Below are 17,067 nucleotides of genomic sequence, written 5' to 3'. Positions count from 1 at the left end.
AGGTGCTCGCCCCGATCACCGCACCGATCACCGCCGGCGGCAACGCCATCTCGGTCCTCGGCGACGCCGACAGCACCAAGGCCACCACCACGGCCCCGGCCGCCACCAGCGGCGGCACCGGCAGCGGCTCCACCGCAGGCGCCACCACCGACGGCACGGACGGCATCCTCGGCGGCACCCAGGTGCTCGCCCCGATCACCGCACCGATCACCGCCGGCGGCAACGCCATCTCGGTCCTCGGCGACGCCGACAGCACCAACGCCACCACCACGGCCCCGGCCACCGCCTCCGGCACCACGACCGGCGGGTCGACCACCAGCGGACTGGGCAGCATCCTCGGGGGCACGCAGCTGGGCCTGCCGATCACCGCGCCGATCACGCTCGGCGGCAACGCCGTCGCGGTCGTCGGCGACGCCACCACGACGGGGCCGACCACCGGCAACCCCGGCAACCCGGGCAACCCCGGAAACCCCGGAAACCCCGGCAACCCGGGTAACCCCGGCAACCCGGGCAACCCCGGCACGCCGACCACCGGCGGCACTCCGATCACCGGAATGGTCGCCGCCAGCGGTCCGGTGAAGACGCTCGCCGTCACCGGCGGCGTGCTCGACATGTTGCCGCTGGTCGGCGGGCTGCTCGCCCTCGCGCTGGGGGTGATGCTCACCGCACGCCGCCGCAGCCGCACCGAATGACCCCCGGCGGCGGGGGCCGGCGACCGTGCCTGGCGCCGGCCCCCGCACCGTCAGGGCGTAAACGACGGATGCCGTGACCTCACCTTGGGGGAGGTCACGGCATCCGTGCGGCGTTTCGACGAGGCGCTGCGCGCCTCGCTCAACGACCGGGAAACCCGGCGGGTGTTACTTGGCGGCGACCACCTGGAGGGTGATCACAGCGGTGAGGTCGTCGCGCAGACGCACGGTCGCCTCGTGCTCACCGACGGCCTTGATGGGCGCGGTGATGTGGATCTTGCGCTTGTCGAGGTCACCGAAACCGGCAGCCTTGACCGCGTCGGCCACGTCGGCGGTCTTCACCGAACCGAACAGGCGGCCTTCCTTGCCGGCCTTGACCGACAGCTTGACCTTGTTCGACTCGAGGGTGTCCTTGAGCGCGACGGCCTCTTCGTGGTCGTGGATCGCACGCGCGTCGCGGGCGGCGCGGATCGACGCCACCTGCTTCTCGCCACCGCGGGTCCACGCCACAGCGAAGCCCTGAGGGATGAGGTAGTTACGGGCGTACCCGTTCTTGACCTCGATGACGTCGCCGGCGCTTCCGAGCCCGGCAACCTCGTTCGTGAGAATCAGCTTTGCCATGATGGGTGCTCCTTAGCGGCCAGCGCCGGCGTAAGGCAGGAGCGCCATTTCGCGGGCGTTCTTGATCGCCTTCGCGATCAGACGCTGCTCCTGCACCGAGACACCGGTGATACGACGGGCGCGGATCTTGCCGCGCTCCGAGATGAACTTGCGAAGCGTTGCGACGTCCTTGTAGTCGATGACGCCGACGCGGATCGCCTTCGCGGGAGCGGCGTTCTTCGCGCCCTTCCGCGGCTTACGGCGATCGCCGGTAGCCTTTCCAGCCATTGTTTTCCTTAGATGTGAGCGGATGCCGAGGCATCCAAGATTTTCTGCGTGAGGGTTTCGACTCGGCCCTGCGGGCCTCGCTCAACCCCCGGCTGCGACGATCAGAAAGGAGTGTCGTCGCCGTAGGCGCCGGGTGCGCTCCAGGCGTCGGGTGCGGCAGAGCCCGGGGTCGCCCACGGCTCTTCCTGCTGCACCTGCTGCGGGCGCGACTGCTGGCCGCCCCCGTAGTTGCCTCCGCCGGAGGCGGCACGCGTGACCTGAGCCGTGGCATACCGCAGCGAGGGGCCGATCTCGTCGACCTCCAGCTCGATCGCGGTCCGGTTGTTGCCCTCACGGTCCTGGTAGGAACGCTGCTTCAACCGACCGGTCGCGATGACACGGGAACCCTTCGTCAGCGAACCGGCGACGTGCTCGGCGAACTCGCGCCACACCGACGCGCGGAGGAACAGCGCTTCGCCGTCCTTCCACTCGTTGGCCTGACGGTCGAAGTTGCGCGGCGTCGACGCGATGGTGAAGTTCGCGACGGGCAGGCCGTTCTGCGTGTAGCGCAGCTCGGGGTCTGCCGTGAGGTTTCCCACGACGGTGATGACGGTCTCGCCGGCCATCGTCCTTACGCCTTCGCTGCCTTGCGGGCGGCCTTGGCCTCGGCGCGCTCCTTCTCGGCGGCGACCTGAGCGATCGCCTCCTCGGCACGCAGGACCTTGGTACGCATGATCTGCTCGTTCAGCTTGAGCTGACGGTCGAGCTCCTGCGTGGCCTCGCTCGTGGCGGTGAAGTTGACGACGGCGTAGATGCCCTCGTTCTTCTTCTGGATCTCGTACGCCAGGCGACGCTTGCCCCAGACGTCGACGTTCTCGATGGAGCCACCGTCTGCGGTGATCACCTTGAGGAACCCGTCGAGCTTGGGGGCGACCTGACGCTCGTCGATCTCGGGGTCGAGGATGACCATGAGCTCGTACTGGTGTGAGTGCGTCACTAACCCACCTCCTTCGGACTAGAACGGATGCCGGGCATTTCCCGGCATCAGGAGGGTTGATGCACGTGCCCGAACTCTGTTCCGCGACGGAACGCAGACGGGCAACCACAACAGTCTACCCGACGACCGCTACGCTCATGGACGACGGGGGCGACGGAAGGACGGTGGATGCCGGGCACGCACGTTCCCGCGCGCACGGGCGCGGTCCTGACCGCGCTGCTGATGGCGGCCGCGGTCTGCAATCTGACCACCGGCGGAGCCAGCGTCGCCCTGCCCGACATCGCGGGGACCTTCGACGCCCCGCAGACGACGCTCAACCTCGTCGCCCTCGGCACGGGGCTGGGGCTCGCGATGACCGTGCTGTACGCCGGCGCCCTCGGCGACCGCTACGGCCGGGTGCGCCTGCTGTGCATCGGACTGATCGGTCTGCTGATCGCCGGCACCGCGGCAAGCCTCGCCCCGACGATCGAGTTCCTCATGGGCGCGCGCGTGCTCACCGGCATCGCTGCGGGCTGCGCCTTTCCGACGACGCTCGCCCTGATCACCGCCCTCTGGGCGGAGGGCCCGGCACGCGTGCGCGCGATCGCCCTGTGGACGGCCACCGGGGCGGTGGCGACGGTCGCCGGCTCGGTGATCTCGGGCGCACTCGTCGTCGCGTTCGGCTGGCGCATCGCCCTGCTGCTGCCCGTGCCGGTCGCCGTCGTGGCGCTGCTCATCGCCGCACGGTCGATTCCGCGGGGCGTGGGGGAGTCCGACGAGCCGGTCGATCATCTCGGCGGCATCCTGTCGGTCGTCGCCGTGGCCGCGCTGGTGCTCGGTCTCGGCGTCGTCTTCGCCCCGGGGGAGACGGGTGCGGGGGTGGGCCTGCTGGTCGCGGCGGCGGTGCTGATCGCCGCCTTCGCGGCGCGCCAGCTGCGGGTCGCCGCGCCCCTCTACGATCTGTCCATCGCGCGGCGGCGCCTGTTCTGGGTGCCGGCCGTCGCAGGCACCCTCGCCTTCGGCGCGCTCGTGGGGGCGATGTTCGTCGGTCAGCAGTACCTGCAGAACATCCTCGGCTACGACGCCCTGCAGGCAGGCATCGCACTCATCCCCGCCGCGATCGCGCTGCTCGTCTGCGCCCCGCTGGCCGCGATGCTCGTCGAACGCGGCACGCGGATGGCGATGATCGTCGGCTACGTCGTGCTCATCGCCGCCTTCGGCACGATGCTCGCGTGGAACGAGACCACACCGCCGGTGATCGTCGCGCTCGCGTTCGCCCTGGTCGGCGGGGGTGCGTCGTTCGTGATGACCGCGGCATCCCGCTCCCTGACCAGCAGCACCCCGGTGCGCCGCGCGGGCATGGCCTCGGCGACCAGCGACCTGCAGACCGACCTCGGCGGCGCCGTGATGCAGGCGCTGCTCGGTGCCGTGCTCGCCGGCGGGTTCTCGCACGTGTTCGCCGGGCTCATCGCCGCCTCTCCCGAAGCCGCATCGCTCTCCGACGACATCACCCGGGCCCTGCAGGCGTCGTACGCGTCGGCCGCCCACGTGGCCGCCAACAACCCCGCCTACGCGGCGCAGATCCTCGAGGCGGCGCGGTTGAGTTTCGTCGACGGCGCCTGGGCGGCGTACCTCGTCGGCGCCGTCGCGCTCGTGTTGGGACTGATCGTGGTGACCGTGGGCCTTCCAGGGGTCGCCGTCGAGAAAGAGTTGCGAGGCCGTTATCGCGACGAGGACGCGCTGACGGCGCCCTGAAAGCTCGCCCGGGTAGCGTGGCGATATGAGCACGCCCGCGGCATCCTCAGCCTTCGACGCGCGACCGCTCATCGAGCCTGCCGATCGGGCGACCGTGCGCGCCTACGTGCGCGACCTGCGCGCGAGTGGACGGGCACCGGCGTCGAACATCGCGTCGCGGGCCGTCTTCGCCGTGCTGGCCGTCGTGGCCGTGCTCTTCGTCTTCGGGTCGACGGTGATCGGTGTCGTGGGCGGCATGATGACGGCATCCGGGGGCGGGTTCTCGCCCTTCCTGATCGCGCCGATCCTCGTGCTCGTCGGTGTGGTCGCGGTGCTCGCGACCGCGCTGGTGCGCATGTTCGGCGCCCGCACGGGGGAGCGGTGGTGGCGCCTCGACCGCTTCGCGCGGGCCAACGCGATGACCTGGTACCCGTCGGTGTCGAACCCACCGCTGCCGGGAATGGTGTTCGGCATCGGACACGGGCGCATCGCGAGCGACGTGGTCCGCGGCGAGAAGCCGCGCTTCGTCGAGTTCGGCAACTATGTGTACCGCACGGGCTCGGGCAAGAACGAGTCGACGCATCGGTGGGGCTACGTCGCCGTCAAGCTGTCAACCCCGCTGCCGAACATCGTGCTGGATGCCGTCGGCAACAACAGCCTGTTCGGCTCCAACCTGCCGGCCGCGCTCGACGGGTCGCAGCGGCTCAGTCTGGAGGGCGACTTCGACCGCACCTTCACGCTCTACTGCCCGTCCGGCTACGAGGCCGACGCGCTCTACCTCTTCACGCCCGACATCATGGCGCGGTTCGTCGACCACGCCGCCGCCCTCGACATCGAGATCGTCGACGACTGGCTCTTCCTCTACACGCCGCGCGAGGCGTCCACGCTCGACCCGGCCACCTGGGCCTGGCTGTTCTCCGTGGTGGCGGCCCTGCTCGACAAGCTCGCCCAGTGGGAGCGCTGGCGCGACGACCGCCTCGCGGCACCGGCGACCGGCGCGGCCGTCCCCGCGCGTGACGCGGCGGGATCGGCGGCACTGCCGTTCGCGGCGCCCGCGGCATCCCTGGGTCCACCGCCCGGCGTCGCGCCGGAGGGCAGACGACTGCGGCGGCGCGTGCCATGGGCCGCGATCGTCGTGATCGGCGCGGCGCTGCTGCTGATGCTGTTCGGCCCGCTGGGCGTGTTCGCCTCGATCATCGAGAACCTGTCGAACTGAGACCGCCGTTGCACGTGAAACGGTGCGCGCCGGAGGCCGCGCGACGACCGGTTCAGGCTGCCGGCAGCGGCGCGAACAGGTCGACGGCGTTGCCGTCGGGGTCGAGCACCGTCGCGTAGCGCTGACCCCAGAACGCGTCGAACGGCGGAACGTGACCCTCGTGGCCCGCGGCGACGAGGGTGGCATACGCGGCATCCACCTCTGCCGGACTGTCCTTGACGAACGCGAGCGCGATGCGGTGTCCGCCGGACGCCGGCTGGTAGTCGGGGTCGAAACTGCGGATCGTCTCCACCGTGTCCCACGCCAGAGCGACGCCGCCGTCGATGGTCGCGTCGACGTGCGGAGCGTCGTCCTGATCGTCGGCGATCGGCACGCCCAGCGCACGGTAGAACGCGAGGGATGCCGCCATGTCCCGCACGACGATGCCGATGAATCCGAGGGTTGCTGTCATCGCGTCAGGTTATGGCAGGCCGGAGACACTCACTCTCGAGCGCCCCGCGTGCACAACTCCGCCTGAACCGCGCGCGTCCGCGCCGCACGCCCGCGCCGACGCCATCCAGGCGGAGTTACGCACGCCACGCGGGACCGGGGGCGGGGCCGCGGCCGCGGATGCCGCGGCTTCAGCCGCGGGCGGCGCGCCAGGCCTCGCGGCGGGCGGCCTGCTCAGCGGGATCGGGCACCGGCAGCGAGGCGATGAGCGTGCGGGTGTAGTCGTCCTGCGGGTCGCCGAGCACGCGCGCGGTCGGCCCGGTCTCGGCGATGGTGCCCTTGTGCAGCACGACGACGCGGTGGGCGAGCATGTCGACGACCGCGAGATCGTGCGTGATGAAGAGGGTCGCGAAGCCGAACCGCTCCTGCAGCTCGCCGAACAGCTCGAGCACGCGCGCCTGCACCGACACGTCGAGCGCGCTGGTGGGCTCGTCGGCGATGAGCAGCTTCGGATCGAGCGCGAGACCGCGGGCCAGCGAGGCCCGCTGGCGCTGCCCGCCCGACAGCTCGTGCGGGAAGCGGTCGCCGAACGCCTTCGGCAGCTGCACGGCCTCGAGCAGCTCGTCGACGCGGTCGCGGGCATCCGCGGCATCCCGAGCCCCGCCGTGCACGATCAACGGCTCGGCGACGTTCTGGGCGATCGTCAGCAGCGGGTTGAAACTCGTCGCCGGATCCTGGAACACGAACCCGAGGTCCTTGCGGTGGGGCCGGAACGTACGCTCCTTGACCCCGTTCATCTCGACGCCGAGCACCCGCAGCGAGCCGCCGGTCACCGGCGTGAGCCCCGCGATCGCGCGGCCGATCGTGGTCTTTCCCGAACCGCTCTCGCCGACCAGGCCCACGACCTCGCCGGGCGCGATCGAGAAGCTGACCCGGTCGACGGCGCGGAACCCGGCACGACGCAGGCGCCCCGCGTACTCGATGACGAGGTCGGATGCCGCGACGACCGGCACCGCCTCGGCGGCGCCCGCCGGCAGCTGGCGGTCGATGATCTCCAGCCGCGGCACGGCGGCGAGCAGGCGCTTCGTGTAGTCGTCGCGAGGCGCGGCGAACAGCTCCGGGGCCGGCGCGGTCTCGACGACCTCGCCGTTCAGCATGACCGCCACCCGGTCGGCGAGGTCGGCCACGACGCCCATGTTGTGCGTGATCAGCACGATCGCCGTTCCGTCTTCGTCGCGCAGGCGCCGCAGCAGGTCGAGGATCTCGGCCTGCACCGTGACATCGAGCGCCGTGGTCGGCTCGTCCGCGATGATCACGGTCGGATCGAGCGCCAGCGCCGTGGCGATGACGATGCGCTGCTTCTGCCCGCCGGAGAACTGGTGCGGGTAGTCGTCGACGCGCCGCTCGGGCTCGGGAATGCCGACGCGACCGAGCATCTCGATCGCCCGCGCACGCGCCTGCTTCTTGGTGTACCTGCCGTGGGCGCGCAAGCCCTCCGCCAGCTGCCACCCCACGGTGAAGACGGGATTGAGGGCCGTTGAGGGCTCCTGGAAGATCATCGCGGCCTTCGTGCCCCGCACCCGGCGCATCGCCTCGCGGTCGAGGCCGATGACATCGGTGCCGTCGAGCACGACCGCGCCCTGGGTGAGGGCGGTCTCGGGCAGCAGGCCCAGAATGCTGCGCGCGGTGACGGTCTTGCCGCTGCCCGACTCGCCGACGATCGCCAGCACCTCGCCCGGGCGCACGTCGAGGCTCACCCCTCGCACCGCGTGCACGTCGCCGCCGTCGGTGGCGAAGGTGACATCCAGGTCGCGGATGTCGACCGCCCGTGCGTCGGAAGACGTCGCCGCCATCACTCCACCTCTCCCATGAACTCGCGCGAGGCCGGCTCGCTCGCCGCGACGGCATCCGCCGGAGTCGGTGCCGTCTTCGCCGAGCCGGCCCGTCGCCGCGCGCGCAGGCGCGGGTCGGCGAGGTCGTTGAGGCTCTCGCCGATGAGGGTGATGCCCAGCACCGTCAGCACGATCGCGATGCCCGGCGGGATCGCGGTCCACCAGATGCCCGCGGCGACGTCACTGATGGACTTGTTGAGGTCGTAGCCCCATTCGGCTGCGGCCGTGGGTTGGATGCCGAAGCCGAGGAAGCCCAGCGCGGCGAGGGTCGAGATGGCCTCCGACGCGTTGAGGGTCACGATCAGCGGCAACGTGCGCGTGGAGTTGCGCAGCACGTGACGGAACATGATGCGCGGCGTCGACGCGCCGATCACCTTCGCCGACTCGACGAACGCCTCACCCTTGATGCGCACGACCTCGGCGCGGACGACGCGGAAGTACTGCGGAATGAAGACGACGGTGATGGATGCCGCCGCCGCCAGGATTCCCGGCCACAGTCCGGACTGGCCCCCGCTGATCGCGATGGCCACCACGATCGCCAGCAGCAGCGTCGGGAACGCGTAGATCGCATCGGCGACGACCACGAGCGTGCGGTCGACCCACCCGCCGAGATAGCCCGAGACCAGACCCAGCAGAATGCCGATGAACACCGACAGCGCGATCGCGACGATCACGACGTACAGCGCGGTCTGCGCACCCCAGATCACCCGGGAGAGCACGTCGTAGCCGCCGACCGTCGTGCCCAGCAGATGCGCTGCGCTGGGCGGCTGCTGCGCGCCGAAGTTGCCGTCGGGCCCGTCCAGCTGCGCGTAGCCGTAGGGGGCGATGAGCGGCGCGAAGATCGCGCAGAACACGAAGATGCCGGTCAGCACGAGGCCCGCGACGAGCATGCCGCGCTGCAGGCCGACGCTCTGGCGCAGCTGGTGGACGACCGGCATGCGGTCGATGAGGCGAGACATCGTCATGTTCGCATCCCTCCTCAGTACCGGACCCGCGGGTCGATGAGCGCGGCGATGATGTCGACGGCGAAGTTCGTCACCGCGACGATGATGGCGATCATCGCGACGATCCCCTGCACGGCGACGAAGTCGCGCGAACCCAGATACGCGGCCAGCTGGAAGCCGAGACCCTTCCACTCGAAGGTCGTCTCGGTGAGCACCGCGCCGCCGAGCATGAGCGCGATCTGCAGGCCGATGACCGTGATGATCGGGATGAGCGCGGGCTTGTATGCGTGCGTGCGCACCAGGCGTCCCTCCCGCACACCGCGCGAGCGGGCGGCATCGATGTAGGGCATGTTGAAGGTGCCGATGACGTTCGTGCGCACCAGTCGCAGGAAGATGCCGGCGGTGAGCAGACCCAGCGTCAGCGCGGGCAGCACCGCGTGCAGCAGCACGTCCTGCACGTAGGCGGGGTTTCCGGAGGCGATGGCGTCGATGAGGTAGATGCCGGTGCCGCCGTTGCGGCCGATGGCCAGCTCGGTGCGCACGCTCGCGCGCCCCGAGATCGGGAGCCAGCCGAGCCAGACCCCGAAGACGAGCTTGGCGACCAGGCCCGCGAAGAACACCGGCGTCGCGTAGAAGAGGATGGCGCTCACGCGCAGCACCGCGTCGGGCCAGCGGTCGCGCAGCGCCGCGGCGACCAGGCCGAGCGGGATGCCGACGATGAAGGCGACCACGAGCGAGTACAGCACCAGCTCGAGGGTCGCGGTGCCGTAGGTGGCGATGACCTGCACGACCGGCTGGTTGTCGGTGATGGTCGTGCCGAAGTCGAAGGTGAAGATGCGGCCGAGGTACTCGATGTACTGCACGATGATCGGCCGGTCGTAGCCGGCCTCGTGGATGCGCTCGGCGAGCTGATCGGCCGGCAGCCGCCCGCCGAGAGCGGCGGTGATCGGGTCGCCGGTGAGGCGGATGAGGAAGAAGACCAGCGTCACGAGGATCAGCACGGTCGGGAAGATCAGCAGGAACCGGATGAGGATGTACCTGCCGAGCGCGGAACCGGATCCGGTCTTTCGGACCTCCAGCGCGGGAGGCGGCTCGGCGACGGAGGATGCCGCGACGGTGCTGGTCATGGATGCCTACTCTACGGATGATCGGCGGTGCGACGCGCTGCGCTCGCTCAACGACCGGGAGTGAGATCCCCCGGTCGTTGAGCGAGGAGCGCAGCGACGCGTCGAAGCGCCCGGGCGCGTTACTTCGTGATCGGTGCGAAACGCAGCTTGAACGACGCGTCGAGCGTGACGCCCTTCACGTCGGCACCGGTCACCGCGACCTGAGCGCCCTGCAGCAGCGGCACCGTCGAGAGGTCCTTGGCCACGAGGTCCTGGATCTTCTCGATGTCGGACGTGCGGGTGGCGGCATCCGTTTCGACGGCCTGCTTGAGGATCAGGTCGTTGACCTCCTGGTTGACGTAGTGGTTGCCCAGGAAGTTCTTCTCCAGGAAGAACGGCGTCAGGTAGTTGTCGGCGTCGGAGTAGTCCGGGAACCAGCCGAGCTGGTAGGCCGGGTAGACGTCGGCGGTGCGGTCCTTGGAGTACTGCACCCACTCGGTCGACTGCAGGTTGACCGTGAAGAGGCCGTCCTTCTCGAGCTGCTGCTTGACCAGCGCGTATTCGTCACCCGACGACGGGCCGTAGTGGTCGGGGCTGTACTGCAGGCTCAGCGCGACGGGCGTCGTCACACCGGCCGCGGCCAGCGCCGCCTTCGCCTTGTCGGCGCTGGGGCCTCCGTTGCCGTCGCCGTAGAGACCCTTCAGGGCGTCGGTCGCCCCGGCGAACCCGGCCGGGACGTACGAGTAGAGCGGGGTGTAGGTGCCCTTGTAGACCTGGTCGGAGATCGTCTTGCGGTCGATCAGATCGGCCACCGCCTGACGGACGGCGAGCGCCTTGGCCGGGTCGGCCTCTGCGGTCGTCGCACCGTACGGCTGCGTGTTGAAGTTGAAGACGATGTAGCGGATCTCGCCGCCCGGCCCCTCGACGACCTTGACCTTGTCGTTGCCCGACAGGTCGGCCACGTCGGTCGACGACAGGCTGCGGTAGGCCACGTCGACGTCGCCCTGCTGGACGGCGAGCTTCAGGTTCGACGACTCGGCGAAGTAGCTGAGCACAGCGCCCGAGTTGCTGGGCGCGGCGAGCAGACCCTTGTAGTTCTTGTTGGGCGTGAACTCGACCGTCTTGTTGAAGTCCCACTTCGTGATCGAGTAGGGGCCGCCGAAGGCGTCGGCCTTCACGATGTCCTGGTCGGGCGTGACGGCGTCGGCCGAGAAGACCTCCTCATCGACGATCGCGCCCGGGAAGGACGTGAGGATGAAGGGGAAGACCTGGTCGTTGTCGGTCTTCAGCTTGAAGACGACGGTCGTGTCATCGGGGGTCGAGACGCTGTCGAGGTTGTACAGCAGGCTCGATGCACCGTTGGGGTCGGCGATCTTCAGGTTGCGGTCGAACGAGAACTTCACGTCGGACGAGGTCAGGTCGTGGCCGTTGGCCCACTTCAGGCCCGCCGGCAGCTTCACCGTGTACTCGTTGGGCGCGGTGAACTCGGCCGACTCGGCCAGGTCGGGAACGACCTTGTTGGAGTTGTAGTCGGTGTTCACCAGGTACGGGAAGACCTGGGTCTGCACGGCGAGCGAGCCGTTGTCGTACGAACCGGCCGGGTCGAGCGTGGTGACCTTGTCGGTCGTGCCGATGATGATGGGGCCGGATGCCGCGCCGTCGGTCGATCCGCCCGTGTTGCCGCCGCCGGCGCAGCCGGCGAGGAGCAGCGCGGAGACGGCGAGCGCGCCCGCTGCCAGCGCGGTGCGTGCGCGGGCGGAGCCCGGCGAACTGAAGTGCAGTGCCATGTGTGAGTACCTCTGCTGTATGTCGGTAGGCCCCGCCAGGCAGGCGGGACTCAGGTCGCTATCCTGTCGTGCACATCGCCGATCTGCCTCGTGATCGCGCTTTTTGTAACAGGAATGAAACCCGGCACCACTGCGCGTGACGCGGGGTTTCGCCGGCCGACACCGACCGCGACGGTCAGAGGTCCCGCGCGGGCGGCGGGCCGGGCGGGAGCAGACCGTCGTCGCGCGCGGCCTGGGAGAGCTCTGTCTTGGTGCGCACGGGACGACCGACGGCGGCGTACTTGGCCTTCACCCGGTTGAGGTATTTGCGGGCGGTGTCGCCGCGCACGCCGAGGCGATCGGCGACCTCGCTGATCGTGAGACCGGAGGCATAGAGCACCATCAGACGCGACTCCTGCACGCTGAGGGCGGGGCGCACCGCGAGCGCGTCGAGCTTCGCGCGCGTGCGCGGCGACCAGGCGCGCGCACCCCGCCGCACCGCATCGACGACCGCCAGCACGACACCCTCGGACTCCCGCGAGGACACGATGCCCTCCACCCCGGCATCCATCAACGTCCGGACGACGTGATCGGGGGCGTCGGCGGTGAGGGCGACCACGCGCATTCCGGCTCGTCGACAGGCGGCAAGAGCCGACAGGTCGGTCTCGACGCGGTCGGTGACGACGAGGAACAGCACCTGCGACGGGTGCGTGCCCGCCGGGCGGCGCGCCACGACCTCGCCGACGGTGGCGGCTTCGGCGACCACCCGCATACCCAGGCGACCCGCCAGCAGCTCGCGCGCGTGCGCCCTGCGAGCGCTCGATGGGTCGACGATCGTCACGCGCCGCAGCGCCGCACCCGCTGAAGCGGTCATGTCTCCTCCTTGCGTCCCTTCGAAGAGAGTGCGAAACCGACGATTCGTCACGCGAGTACGCCGACGAGTTTTCGGCCGTGACGAATGTCATGGCGCAGTCGTGACGGCCGTGTGCGGTGCACGGGCCGGCGCGCGGGCAGAGTCGGAGACATGGATGAGAACCAGGGACTGCTCGCGGTGGATGCCGCGGGCCTGCGCAAGAGCTTCGGCAGTGTCCGAGCGGTGGAGAGCGTCGATCTGCGGGTGCGCCCGGGCGAGATCGTCGCCTTCCTCGGCCCGAACGGCGCCGGCAAGACCACCACGATCGACATGCTGCTGGGGCTCTCCGACCCCGACGTCGGCGCTGTCCGCGTCTTCGGCGAGAGCCCTCGCGCGGCCATCTCGCACGGGCTCGTCTCCGCGGTGCTGCAGACCGGCGGGCTGCTGAAGGACATCACCGTCAGCGAGACGCTCGCGCTCACGGCGAGCCTGTTCGCCGACACCCGCCCGGTGGAGGAGGTCATGCAGCGCGCCGGCATCAGCGAGATCGCGAACCGGCGCGTCGGGATGTGCTCCGGCGGTCAGCAGCAGCGGCTGCGCTTCGCGATGGCGCTGCTGAGCGACCCGGGTCTGCTGATTCTCGACGAGCCCACCACCGGGATGGACGTCGAGGGCCGCCGCGCGTTCTGGAGCGCGATCCGCGCCGACGCCGCGCGCGGACGCACCGTGCTCTTCGCCACGCACTACCTCGACGAGGCCGACGAGTACGCCGACCGCATCGTGCTCATGAGCCGAGGCCGCATCGTCGCCGACGGCTCCACCGCCGAGATCAAGAATCTGGTCTCCGGCCGCATCGTGCGCGCCACCCTCCCGGGCGCCGACCCCGCGCGCCTGGCCGCACTCGCCGGCGTCGACGACGTCGAGTTCGCCGGCGACCGCATCAGCATCCACACGAAGGACTCGGATGCCGTCGCGCGCCACCTCCTCACCGAGACGGCGGCCCGCGACATCGAGATCACCTCACAGAACCTCGAGAGCGTCTTCCTCGCCCTCACCTCCGAAGGAGCCTCCGCATGAGCACCGCATCCTCCGCGCCGTCGGCGCTGTCCGCCGATCGCGTCACCCTCGACCGGCGCGTCCCGCCGCTCGGCGGCTTCAACCTCACCTACCTCGGCATCGAGCTCAAGCGCCGCCTGCGCAATCGCCGCACCCTCTTCTTCACCATCGCGTTCCCGGTCGTGATGTACGTCATCATCGGTCTGCGTCTGCGCGATGAGCAGCTGACGGCGACGCCCGTCGCCGACGGCGGCGTGTCGGTCGCGGCGTACATCATGGTGTCGATGGCGATGTACGGCGCCATGATGTCGGCCACGCAGACCGGCGCTGCCGTCGCCCTGGAACGCACGCAGGGCTGGAGCCGGCAGCTGCGCCTGACGCCCCTGAACCCCCTCGTCAACATCATCATCAAGATGATCGCGGGCATGGTGCTGGGCCTTCTCGCGGTCGTCGCCACATATGCAGCCGGCGCGATCAGCGGCATCCAGCTCAGCGTCGGTCAGTGGATCGGCACGGGGCTCGTCGGCTGGGTGCTCGCGAGCGCCGTGTTCACGACGCTCGGACTGTTCGTCGGCTACCTCATGCCGAGCGAGAACGCCGCGCAGGTGACGAGCCTCGTCGTCGTGTTCTTGTCGTTCCTCGGGGGCCTGTTCTACCCGCTCAGCAGCATGCCCGACTTCATGCAGACCATCGCGAAGTTCACCCCGGTCTACGGCATCGGCGAGCTCGCCCGCTCGCCGCTGACCGGCGAGAGCTTCGACGCGATGTGGCTGGTCAACGCGCTCGTCTGGCTCGTGCTGTTCGTCGCCGGCACGACGTGGGCGTTCCGCCGCGACACCAAGCGCGTCTGAGTCGGCGCGCCCTACAGTGAAGTCCGTGAGCGCGACACGAGACGATCTCGGCGGGACCGGGTGGGACATCCCCCCGGTCCCCGCCTCGTCGACGACACCCACGGCGCGCGAGCTGCTGACCGCCCGCGCCGCCCGAGGCTGGTACGTCGGCGGCTCGATCTCGCTCATCTGGCTGTTCATCGTGGCCACCGAGGCCGTCGCCGCCGCGGACACCGCGGTCTCGAGCGCGGTCGTGATCGCCCTGCTGGTGCTGTTCGCGGCATCGTTTCTGATGGCGATCCCTGTGTCGCGCCTTCTGCCGCCGCGGCTGCGACTGCTGCCGGCGGCCTGGCTGTTCCTCCTCTCCTTCACCCTCTTCCCGTGGATCGGGTGGGATGTCCGCGGTGTGTGGAGCTACGTGGGCGTTGCGATCGGCATGGCCGTCGTCCGCTTGCGCACCACCTGGACGCTGCTGCTCGTGCTGGGAGCGACCGCCCTTGTCACGGGCGTGATCTCGGACGGGTGGACGGAAGGCGTGCTGTTCCTGCCGGCTATCATCGTCTCGATCTCCGCGATGATGGCGGCGTTCGGCCGCAACATCGCCGCGATGAACGCCCTGCGCGCCACGCGGGATCAGATGGCGCAGATGGCCGTCGAGCGCGAACGCAGCCGCGTCGCGCGCGACCTTCACGACATCCTCGGTCACTCGCTCACCGTGATCACGGTGAAGACCGAGCTGGCAGGCCGACTGATCGACGTCGATGCCGCGCGGGCCAAGGCGGAAGTCGCCGAGGTCGAGGCCCTCGCGAGGGGCGCCTTGGCCGATGTGCGCGCGACGGTCGCCGGCTACCGCGGCATCACGGTGGCGGGCGAGCTGGCCGCCGCCCGGCAGGCGCTGGATGCCGCCGGCATCGCCGCCGAACTGCCCACCGCCACCGAGAACGTGCCCGCAGAGCGGCGTGAGCTGGCGGGCTGGATCGTCCGCGAGGGCGTGACCAACGTGATCCGCCACGCGCACGCGTCGCGCTGCCGCGTGCGCCTCAGCAGCCGCAGCGTGAGCATCGAGGACGACGGGGTGGGACCGGCATCCGGCGCGGGGACGGCGGGCAGCGGACTGATCGGGTTGCGCGAACGAGTGGAGGCGGCCGGCGGGCGTCTGATGCTCGGCCGCAGCGAGTGGGGCGGATTCCTGTTGAAGGTGACGCTGTGATCCGCCTGCTCATCGCCGACGATCAGGCACTCGTGCGCGGCGCCCTGTCGGCCCTGCTCGGTCTCGAGCCCGACATCGAGGTGGTCGCCGAGGTGGGTCGCGGCGACGAGGTCGTGGATGCCGCGGTGCGCACATCCGCCGACGTGGCGCTGCTCGACATCGAGATGCCGGGGATGGACGGGATCGCGGCGGCATCCGCGCTGCGCGATGCGCTGCCTACGTGCCGGACGCTCATCGTGACCACCTTCGGGCGGCCGGGGTATCTGACGCGTGCGATGCGGGCGGGAGCGTCCGGCTTCGTCGTGAAGGACACGCCCGCCGCGCAGCTCGCCGACGCCGTCCGACGGGTGGCGCAGGGGCTGCGGGTCGTCGATCCCGCCCTCGCCGCAGACTCGCTGGCCCAAGGAGAGTCGCCGCTGACCGGCCGCGAGACCGATGTGCTCGCCGTCGCCCGGACGGGCGGCTCGATCGCCGACATCGCGCAGATGCTGCACCTGAGCGAGGGCACGGTGCGCAACCACCTCTCCAGCGCGATCGGCAAGACCGGCGCCCGCAACCGCGCCGACGCCGTGCGGGTCGCCGACGAGAACGGCTGGCTCTAGCCGCGAAGAGAGCGGATCATCGCGCCGAGCAGCCGCAGCGCCTCGTCGCGGTCGCCGTCGTCGAGACCGTCCAACATGCGATCCTCCACCGATCGCACGGCCGTGCTGGCGGAGGACAGCGCCGTGCGGCCCCGATCGGTGATCGTCGCCGGGAGCACCTTGCCGGAGGCGGGGGTGTCGGGCCGCGAGATCTCACCATCACGCTCGAGCTTCTGCAGCAGCACGTTCATGGTCTGGCGGGTGACGAAGGTGCCACGGGCCAGATCCGAGTTCGACAGCCCGGGACGCTGTGCCAGCAGTTCGAGACACGCGTAATGGGTGACGCTCATCCCGAGCGGACGGAGAACGTCTTCCATCGCGCTCCTCAGAGCGCTCGCTGCCTCTTTGAGGCGATAGCCGACAGAGGTCGGTAGATCGACGACGGGCGTGCGTTGACTCATGTCAGTATCCTGACATACACTTGCGTGTCAGATAACTGACATACGAAAGGAACAACTCATGCCCGCCACCGGCCCCGACTTCATTTCCCTGCAGGTTCGCGACCTCGCCGCCTCCCAGGCGTTCTACGAGCAGTTCCTCGGGCTCACGCGCTCACCGGCAGGACCCCCGCACGCCGTCGTCTTCGCGACGACCCCCATCGCATTCGCCGTGCGGGACATCGTCGATGACGCCGTCCGCGAGGGCGCGACCCCGCCGGGAGCGGGCATCGCCCTCTGGCTGCACGCGACCGACGTGCAGCAGATCCACGACGCCTTGGTCGCCGCCGGCCACGAGATCGTCGCCGCTCCGATCGACGGCCCGTTCGGCCGCACCTTCACGTTCGTCGACCCGGACGGGTACCGGATCACGCTCCACGACCGCGCCTGACGGACGGGCGAGCGAGCGAGCGGGCGGGCG

Annotated in this window: 19 protein-coding genes; 8 read left to right on the top strand and 11 right to left on the bottom strand. The window is 70.1% G+C overall.

The window, feature by feature from the left end; all coding sequences use genetic code 11:
- A partial coding sequence (locus ACT53O_RS04800; protein ID WP_476151483.1) for a chaplin family protein occupies positions 1–692 on the top strand: 692 nt, incomplete at its 5' end.
- A 165-nt stretch (positions 693–857) separates the two neighbouring features.
- Here ACT53O_RS04800 and rplI read toward each other — a convergent pair.
- The 4 genes from rplI to rpsF form a co-directional block, all read right to left on the bottom strand.
- Positions 858–1,310: a 50S ribosomal protein L9 gene (gene rplI / locus ACT53O_RS04795; RefSeq protein WP_036319540.1), complete on the bottom strand. Its 453-nt coding sequence runs from the start codon at positions 1,308–1,310 to the stop codon at positions 858–860.
- A gap of 12 nt (positions 1,311–1,322) precedes the next feature.
- The gene (gene rpsR / locus ACT53O_RS04790; RefSeq protein WP_005054609.1) at positions 1,323–1,577 is read right to left on the bottom strand and encodes a 30S ribosomal protein S18; all 255 of its coding nucleotides are present in this window, start codon (positions 1,575–1,577) and stop codon (positions 1,323–1,325) included.
- 101 nt (positions 1,578–1,678) lie between these two features.
- Positions 1,679–2,182 (bottom strand): single-stranded DNA-binding protein, encoded by a 504-nt coding sequence (locus tag ACT53O_RS04785; RefSeq protein ID WP_036319539.1) that lies wholly within the window; start codon positions 2,180–2,182, stop codon positions 1,679–1,681.
- 5 nt (positions 2,183–2,187) lie between these two features.
- Complete coding sequence (gene rpsF / locus ACT53O_RS04780) at positions 2,188–2,526, bottom strand: 30S ribosomal protein S6 (RefSeq protein WP_036282987.1); 339 nt, start codon at positions 2,524–2,526, stop codon at positions 2,188–2,190.
- A gap of 195 nt (positions 2,527–2,721) precedes the next feature.
- Between rpsF and ACT53O_RS04775 the strand changes: the two genes are divergently transcribed.
- Both ACT53O_RS04775 and ACT53O_RS04770 read left to right on the top strand, forming a co-directional pair.
- Entirely contained in the window at positions 2,722–4,287 is a 1,566-nt protein-coding gene (locus tag ACT53O_RS04775) for an MFS transporter (RefSeq protein WP_476151482.1), read from the top strand.
- Positions 4,288–4,312: 25 nt separating this feature from the next.
- A complete protein-coding gene (locus tag ACT53O_RS04770) occupies positions 4,313–5,482 on the top strand; it encodes a hypothetical protein (RefSeq protein WP_476151481.1) in 1,170 nt (389 codons plus the stop codon).
- A gap of 52 nt (positions 5,483–5,534) precedes the next feature.
- Here the strand turns inward: ACT53O_RS04770 and ACT53O_RS04765 are convergent, their stop codons facing one another.
- The 6 genes from ACT53O_RS04765 to ACT53O_RS04740 form a co-directional block, all read right to left on the bottom strand.
- A complete protein-coding gene (locus ACT53O_RS04765) occupies positions 5,535–5,933 on the bottom strand; it encodes a VOC family protein (RefSeq protein ID WP_378794303.1) in 399 nt (132 codons plus the stop codon).
- Between the two features lie 169 nt (positions 5,934–6,102).
- The gene (locus tag ACT53O_RS04760) at positions 6,103–7,764 is read right to left on the bottom strand and encodes a dipeptide ABC transporter ATP-binding protein (protein WP_039415167.1); all 1,662 of its coding nucleotides are present in this window, start codon (positions 7,762–7,764) and stop codon (positions 6,103–6,105) included.
- Positions 7,764–8,768 (bottom strand): ABC transporter permease, encoded by a 1,005-nt coding sequence (locus ACT53O_RS04755; RefSeq protein ID WP_476151480.1) that lies wholly within the window; start codon positions 8,766–8,768, stop codon positions 7,764–7,766. Before ACT53O_RS04755 ends, ACT53O_RS04760 begins: the two co-directional genes overlap by 1 nt.
- A 14-nt stretch (positions 8,769–8,782) precedes the next feature.
- On the bottom strand, positions 8,783–9,874 hold the full coding sequence (locus ACT53O_RS04750) for an ABC transporter permease (RefSeq protein ID WP_036319533.1): 1,092 nt from the start codon (positions 9,872–9,874) through the stop codon (positions 8,783–8,785).
- A 119-nt stretch (positions 9,875–9,993) separates the two neighbouring features.
- A complete protein-coding gene (locus ACT53O_RS04745; protein ID WP_288120406.1) occupies positions 9,994–11,640 on the bottom strand; it encodes an ABC transporter substrate-binding protein in 1,647 nt (548 codons plus the stop codon).
- A 175-nt stretch (positions 11,641–11,815) separates the two neighbouring features.
- The gene (locus ACT53O_RS04740) at positions 11,816–12,493 is read right to left on the bottom strand and encodes a response regulator transcription factor (RefSeq protein ID WP_036319531.1); all 678 of its coding nucleotides are present in this window, start codon (positions 12,491–12,493) and stop codon (positions 11,816–11,818) included.
- A 150-nt stretch (positions 12,494–12,643) separates the two neighbouring features.
- On the opposite strand from ACT53O_RS04740, the gene ACT53O_RS04735 reads away from it, so the two are divergent.
- From ACT53O_RS04735 to ACT53O_RS04720, 4 genes are read left to right on the top strand one after another with little or no spacing between them, the layout of a single operon-like run.
- Positions 12,644–13,549 (top strand): ABC transporter ATP-binding protein, encoded by a 906-nt coding sequence (locus tag ACT53O_RS04735; protein WP_036319530.1) that lies wholly within the window; start codon positions 12,644–12,646, stop codon positions 13,547–13,549.
- Complete coding sequence (locus ACT53O_RS04730) at positions 13,546–14,379, top strand: ABC transporter permease (RefSeq protein ID WP_016463852.1); 834 nt, start codon at positions 13,546–13,548, stop codon at positions 14,377–14,379. Before ACT53O_RS04735 ends, ACT53O_RS04730 begins: the two co-directional genes overlap by 4 nt.
- 25 nt (positions 14,380–14,404) lie before the next feature.
- On the top strand, positions 14,405–15,568 hold the full coding sequence (locus ACT53O_RS04725) for a sensor histidine kinase (protein WP_476151479.1): 1,164 nt from the start codon (positions 14,405–14,407) through the stop codon (positions 15,566–15,568).
- Positions 15,565–16,170 (top strand): response regulator transcription factor, encoded by a 606-nt coding sequence (locus tag ACT53O_RS04720; protein ID WP_036319528.1) that lies wholly within the window; start codon positions 15,565–15,567, stop codon positions 16,168–16,170. The genes ACT53O_RS04725 and ACT53O_RS04720 overlap by 4 nt, the downstream gene beginning before the upstream one ends.
- On the opposite strand, the gene ACT53O_RS04715 is transcribed toward ACT53O_RS04720, so the two are convergent.
- Complete coding sequence (locus ACT53O_RS04715) at positions 16,167–16,610, bottom strand: MarR family winged helix-turn-helix transcriptional regulator (RefSeq protein WP_135949978.1); 444 nt, start codon at positions 16,608–16,610, stop codon at positions 16,167–16,169. The two genes, ACT53O_RS04720 and ACT53O_RS04715, sit on opposite strands and share 4 nt — an antisense overlap.
- 58 nt (positions 16,611–16,668) lie before the next feature.
- Here ACT53O_RS04715 and ACT53O_RS04710 point away from each other — a divergent pair, with 58 nt between their 5' ends.
- Positions 16,669–17,037, top strand: coding sequence for a VOC family protein (locus ACT53O_RS04710; protein ID WP_036319525.1), 369 nt, complete (start codon positions 16,669–16,671; stop codon positions 17,035–17,037).
- The last annotated feature ends 30 nt before the right edge of the window (positions 17,038–17,067 follow it).

Source organism: Microbacterium sp. DMC48, from assembly GCF_056313825.1.
This window is presented reverse-complemented; position numbering and strand designations above follow the sequence as displayed.

What these genes read in the sequence shown, in the direction of transcription:
- rplI (WP_036319540.1), bottom strand. Translation starts at nt 1,310, where the DNA reads ATGGCAAAGCTGATTCTCACGAACGAGGTTGCCGGGCTCGGAAGCGCC.
- rpsR (WP_005054609.1), bottom strand. Translation starts at nt 1,577, where the DNA reads ATGGCTGGAAAGGCTACCGGCGATCGCCGTAAGCCGCGGAAGGGCGCG.
- ACT53O_RS04785 (WP_036319539.1), bottom strand. Translation starts at nt 2,182, where the DNA reads ATGGCCGGCGAGACCGTCATCACCGTCGTGGGAAACCTCACGGCAGAC.
- rpsF (WP_036282987.1), bottom strand. Translation starts at nt 2,526, where the DNA reads ATGGTCATCCTCGACCCCGAGATCGACGAGCGTCAGGTCGCCCCCAAG.
- ACT53O_RS04775 (WP_476151482.1), top strand. Translation starts at nt 2,722, where the DNA reads ATGCCGGGCACGCACGTTCCCGCGCGCACGGGCGCGGTCCTGACCGCG.
- ACT53O_RS04770 (WP_476151481.1), top strand. Translation starts at nt 4,313, where the DNA reads ATGAGCACGCCCGCGGCATCCTCAGCCTTCGACGCGCGACCGCTCATC.
- ACT53O_RS04765 (WP_378794303.1), bottom strand. Translation starts at nt 5,933, where the DNA reads ATGACAGCAACCCTCGGATTCATCGGCATCGTCGTGCGGGACATGGCG.
- ACT53O_RS04760 (WP_039415167.1), bottom strand. Translation starts at nt 7,764, where the DNA reads ATGGCGGCGACGTCTTCCGACGCACGGGCGGTCGACATCCGCGACCTG.
- ACT53O_RS04755 (WP_476151480.1), bottom strand. Translation starts at nt 8,768, where the DNA reads ATGACGATGTCTCGCCTCATCGACCGCATGCCGGTCGTCCACCAGCTG.
- ACT53O_RS04750 (WP_036319533.1), bottom strand. Translation starts at nt 9,874, where the DNA reads ATGACCAGCACCGTCGCGGCATCCTCCGTCGCCGAGCCGCCTCCCGCG.
- ACT53O_RS04745 (WP_288120406.1), bottom strand. Translation starts at nt 11,640, where the DNA reads ATGGCACTGCACTTCAGTTCGCCGGGCTCCGCCCGCGCACGCACCGCG.
- ACT53O_RS04740 (WP_036319531.1), bottom strand. Translation starts at nt 12,493, where the DNA reads ATGACCGCTTCAGCGGGTGCGGCGCTGCGGCGCGTGACGATCGTCGAC.
- ACT53O_RS04735 (WP_036319530.1), top strand. Translation starts at nt 12,644, where the DNA reads ATGGATGAGAACCAGGGACTGCTCGCGGTGGATGCCGCGGGCCTGCGC.
- ACT53O_RS04730 (WP_016463852.1), top strand. Translation starts at nt 13,546, where the DNA reads ATGAGCACCGCATCCTCCGCGCCGTCGGCGCTGTCCGCCGATCGCGTC.
- ACT53O_RS04715 (WP_135949978.1), bottom strand. Translation starts at nt 16,610, where the DNA reads ATGAGTCAACGCACGCCCGTCGTCGATCTACCGACCTCTGTCGGCTAT.
- ACT53O_RS04710 (WP_036319525.1), top strand. Translation starts at nt 16,669, where the DNA reads ATGCCCGCCACCGGCCCCGACTTCATTTCCCTGCAGGTTCGCGACCTC.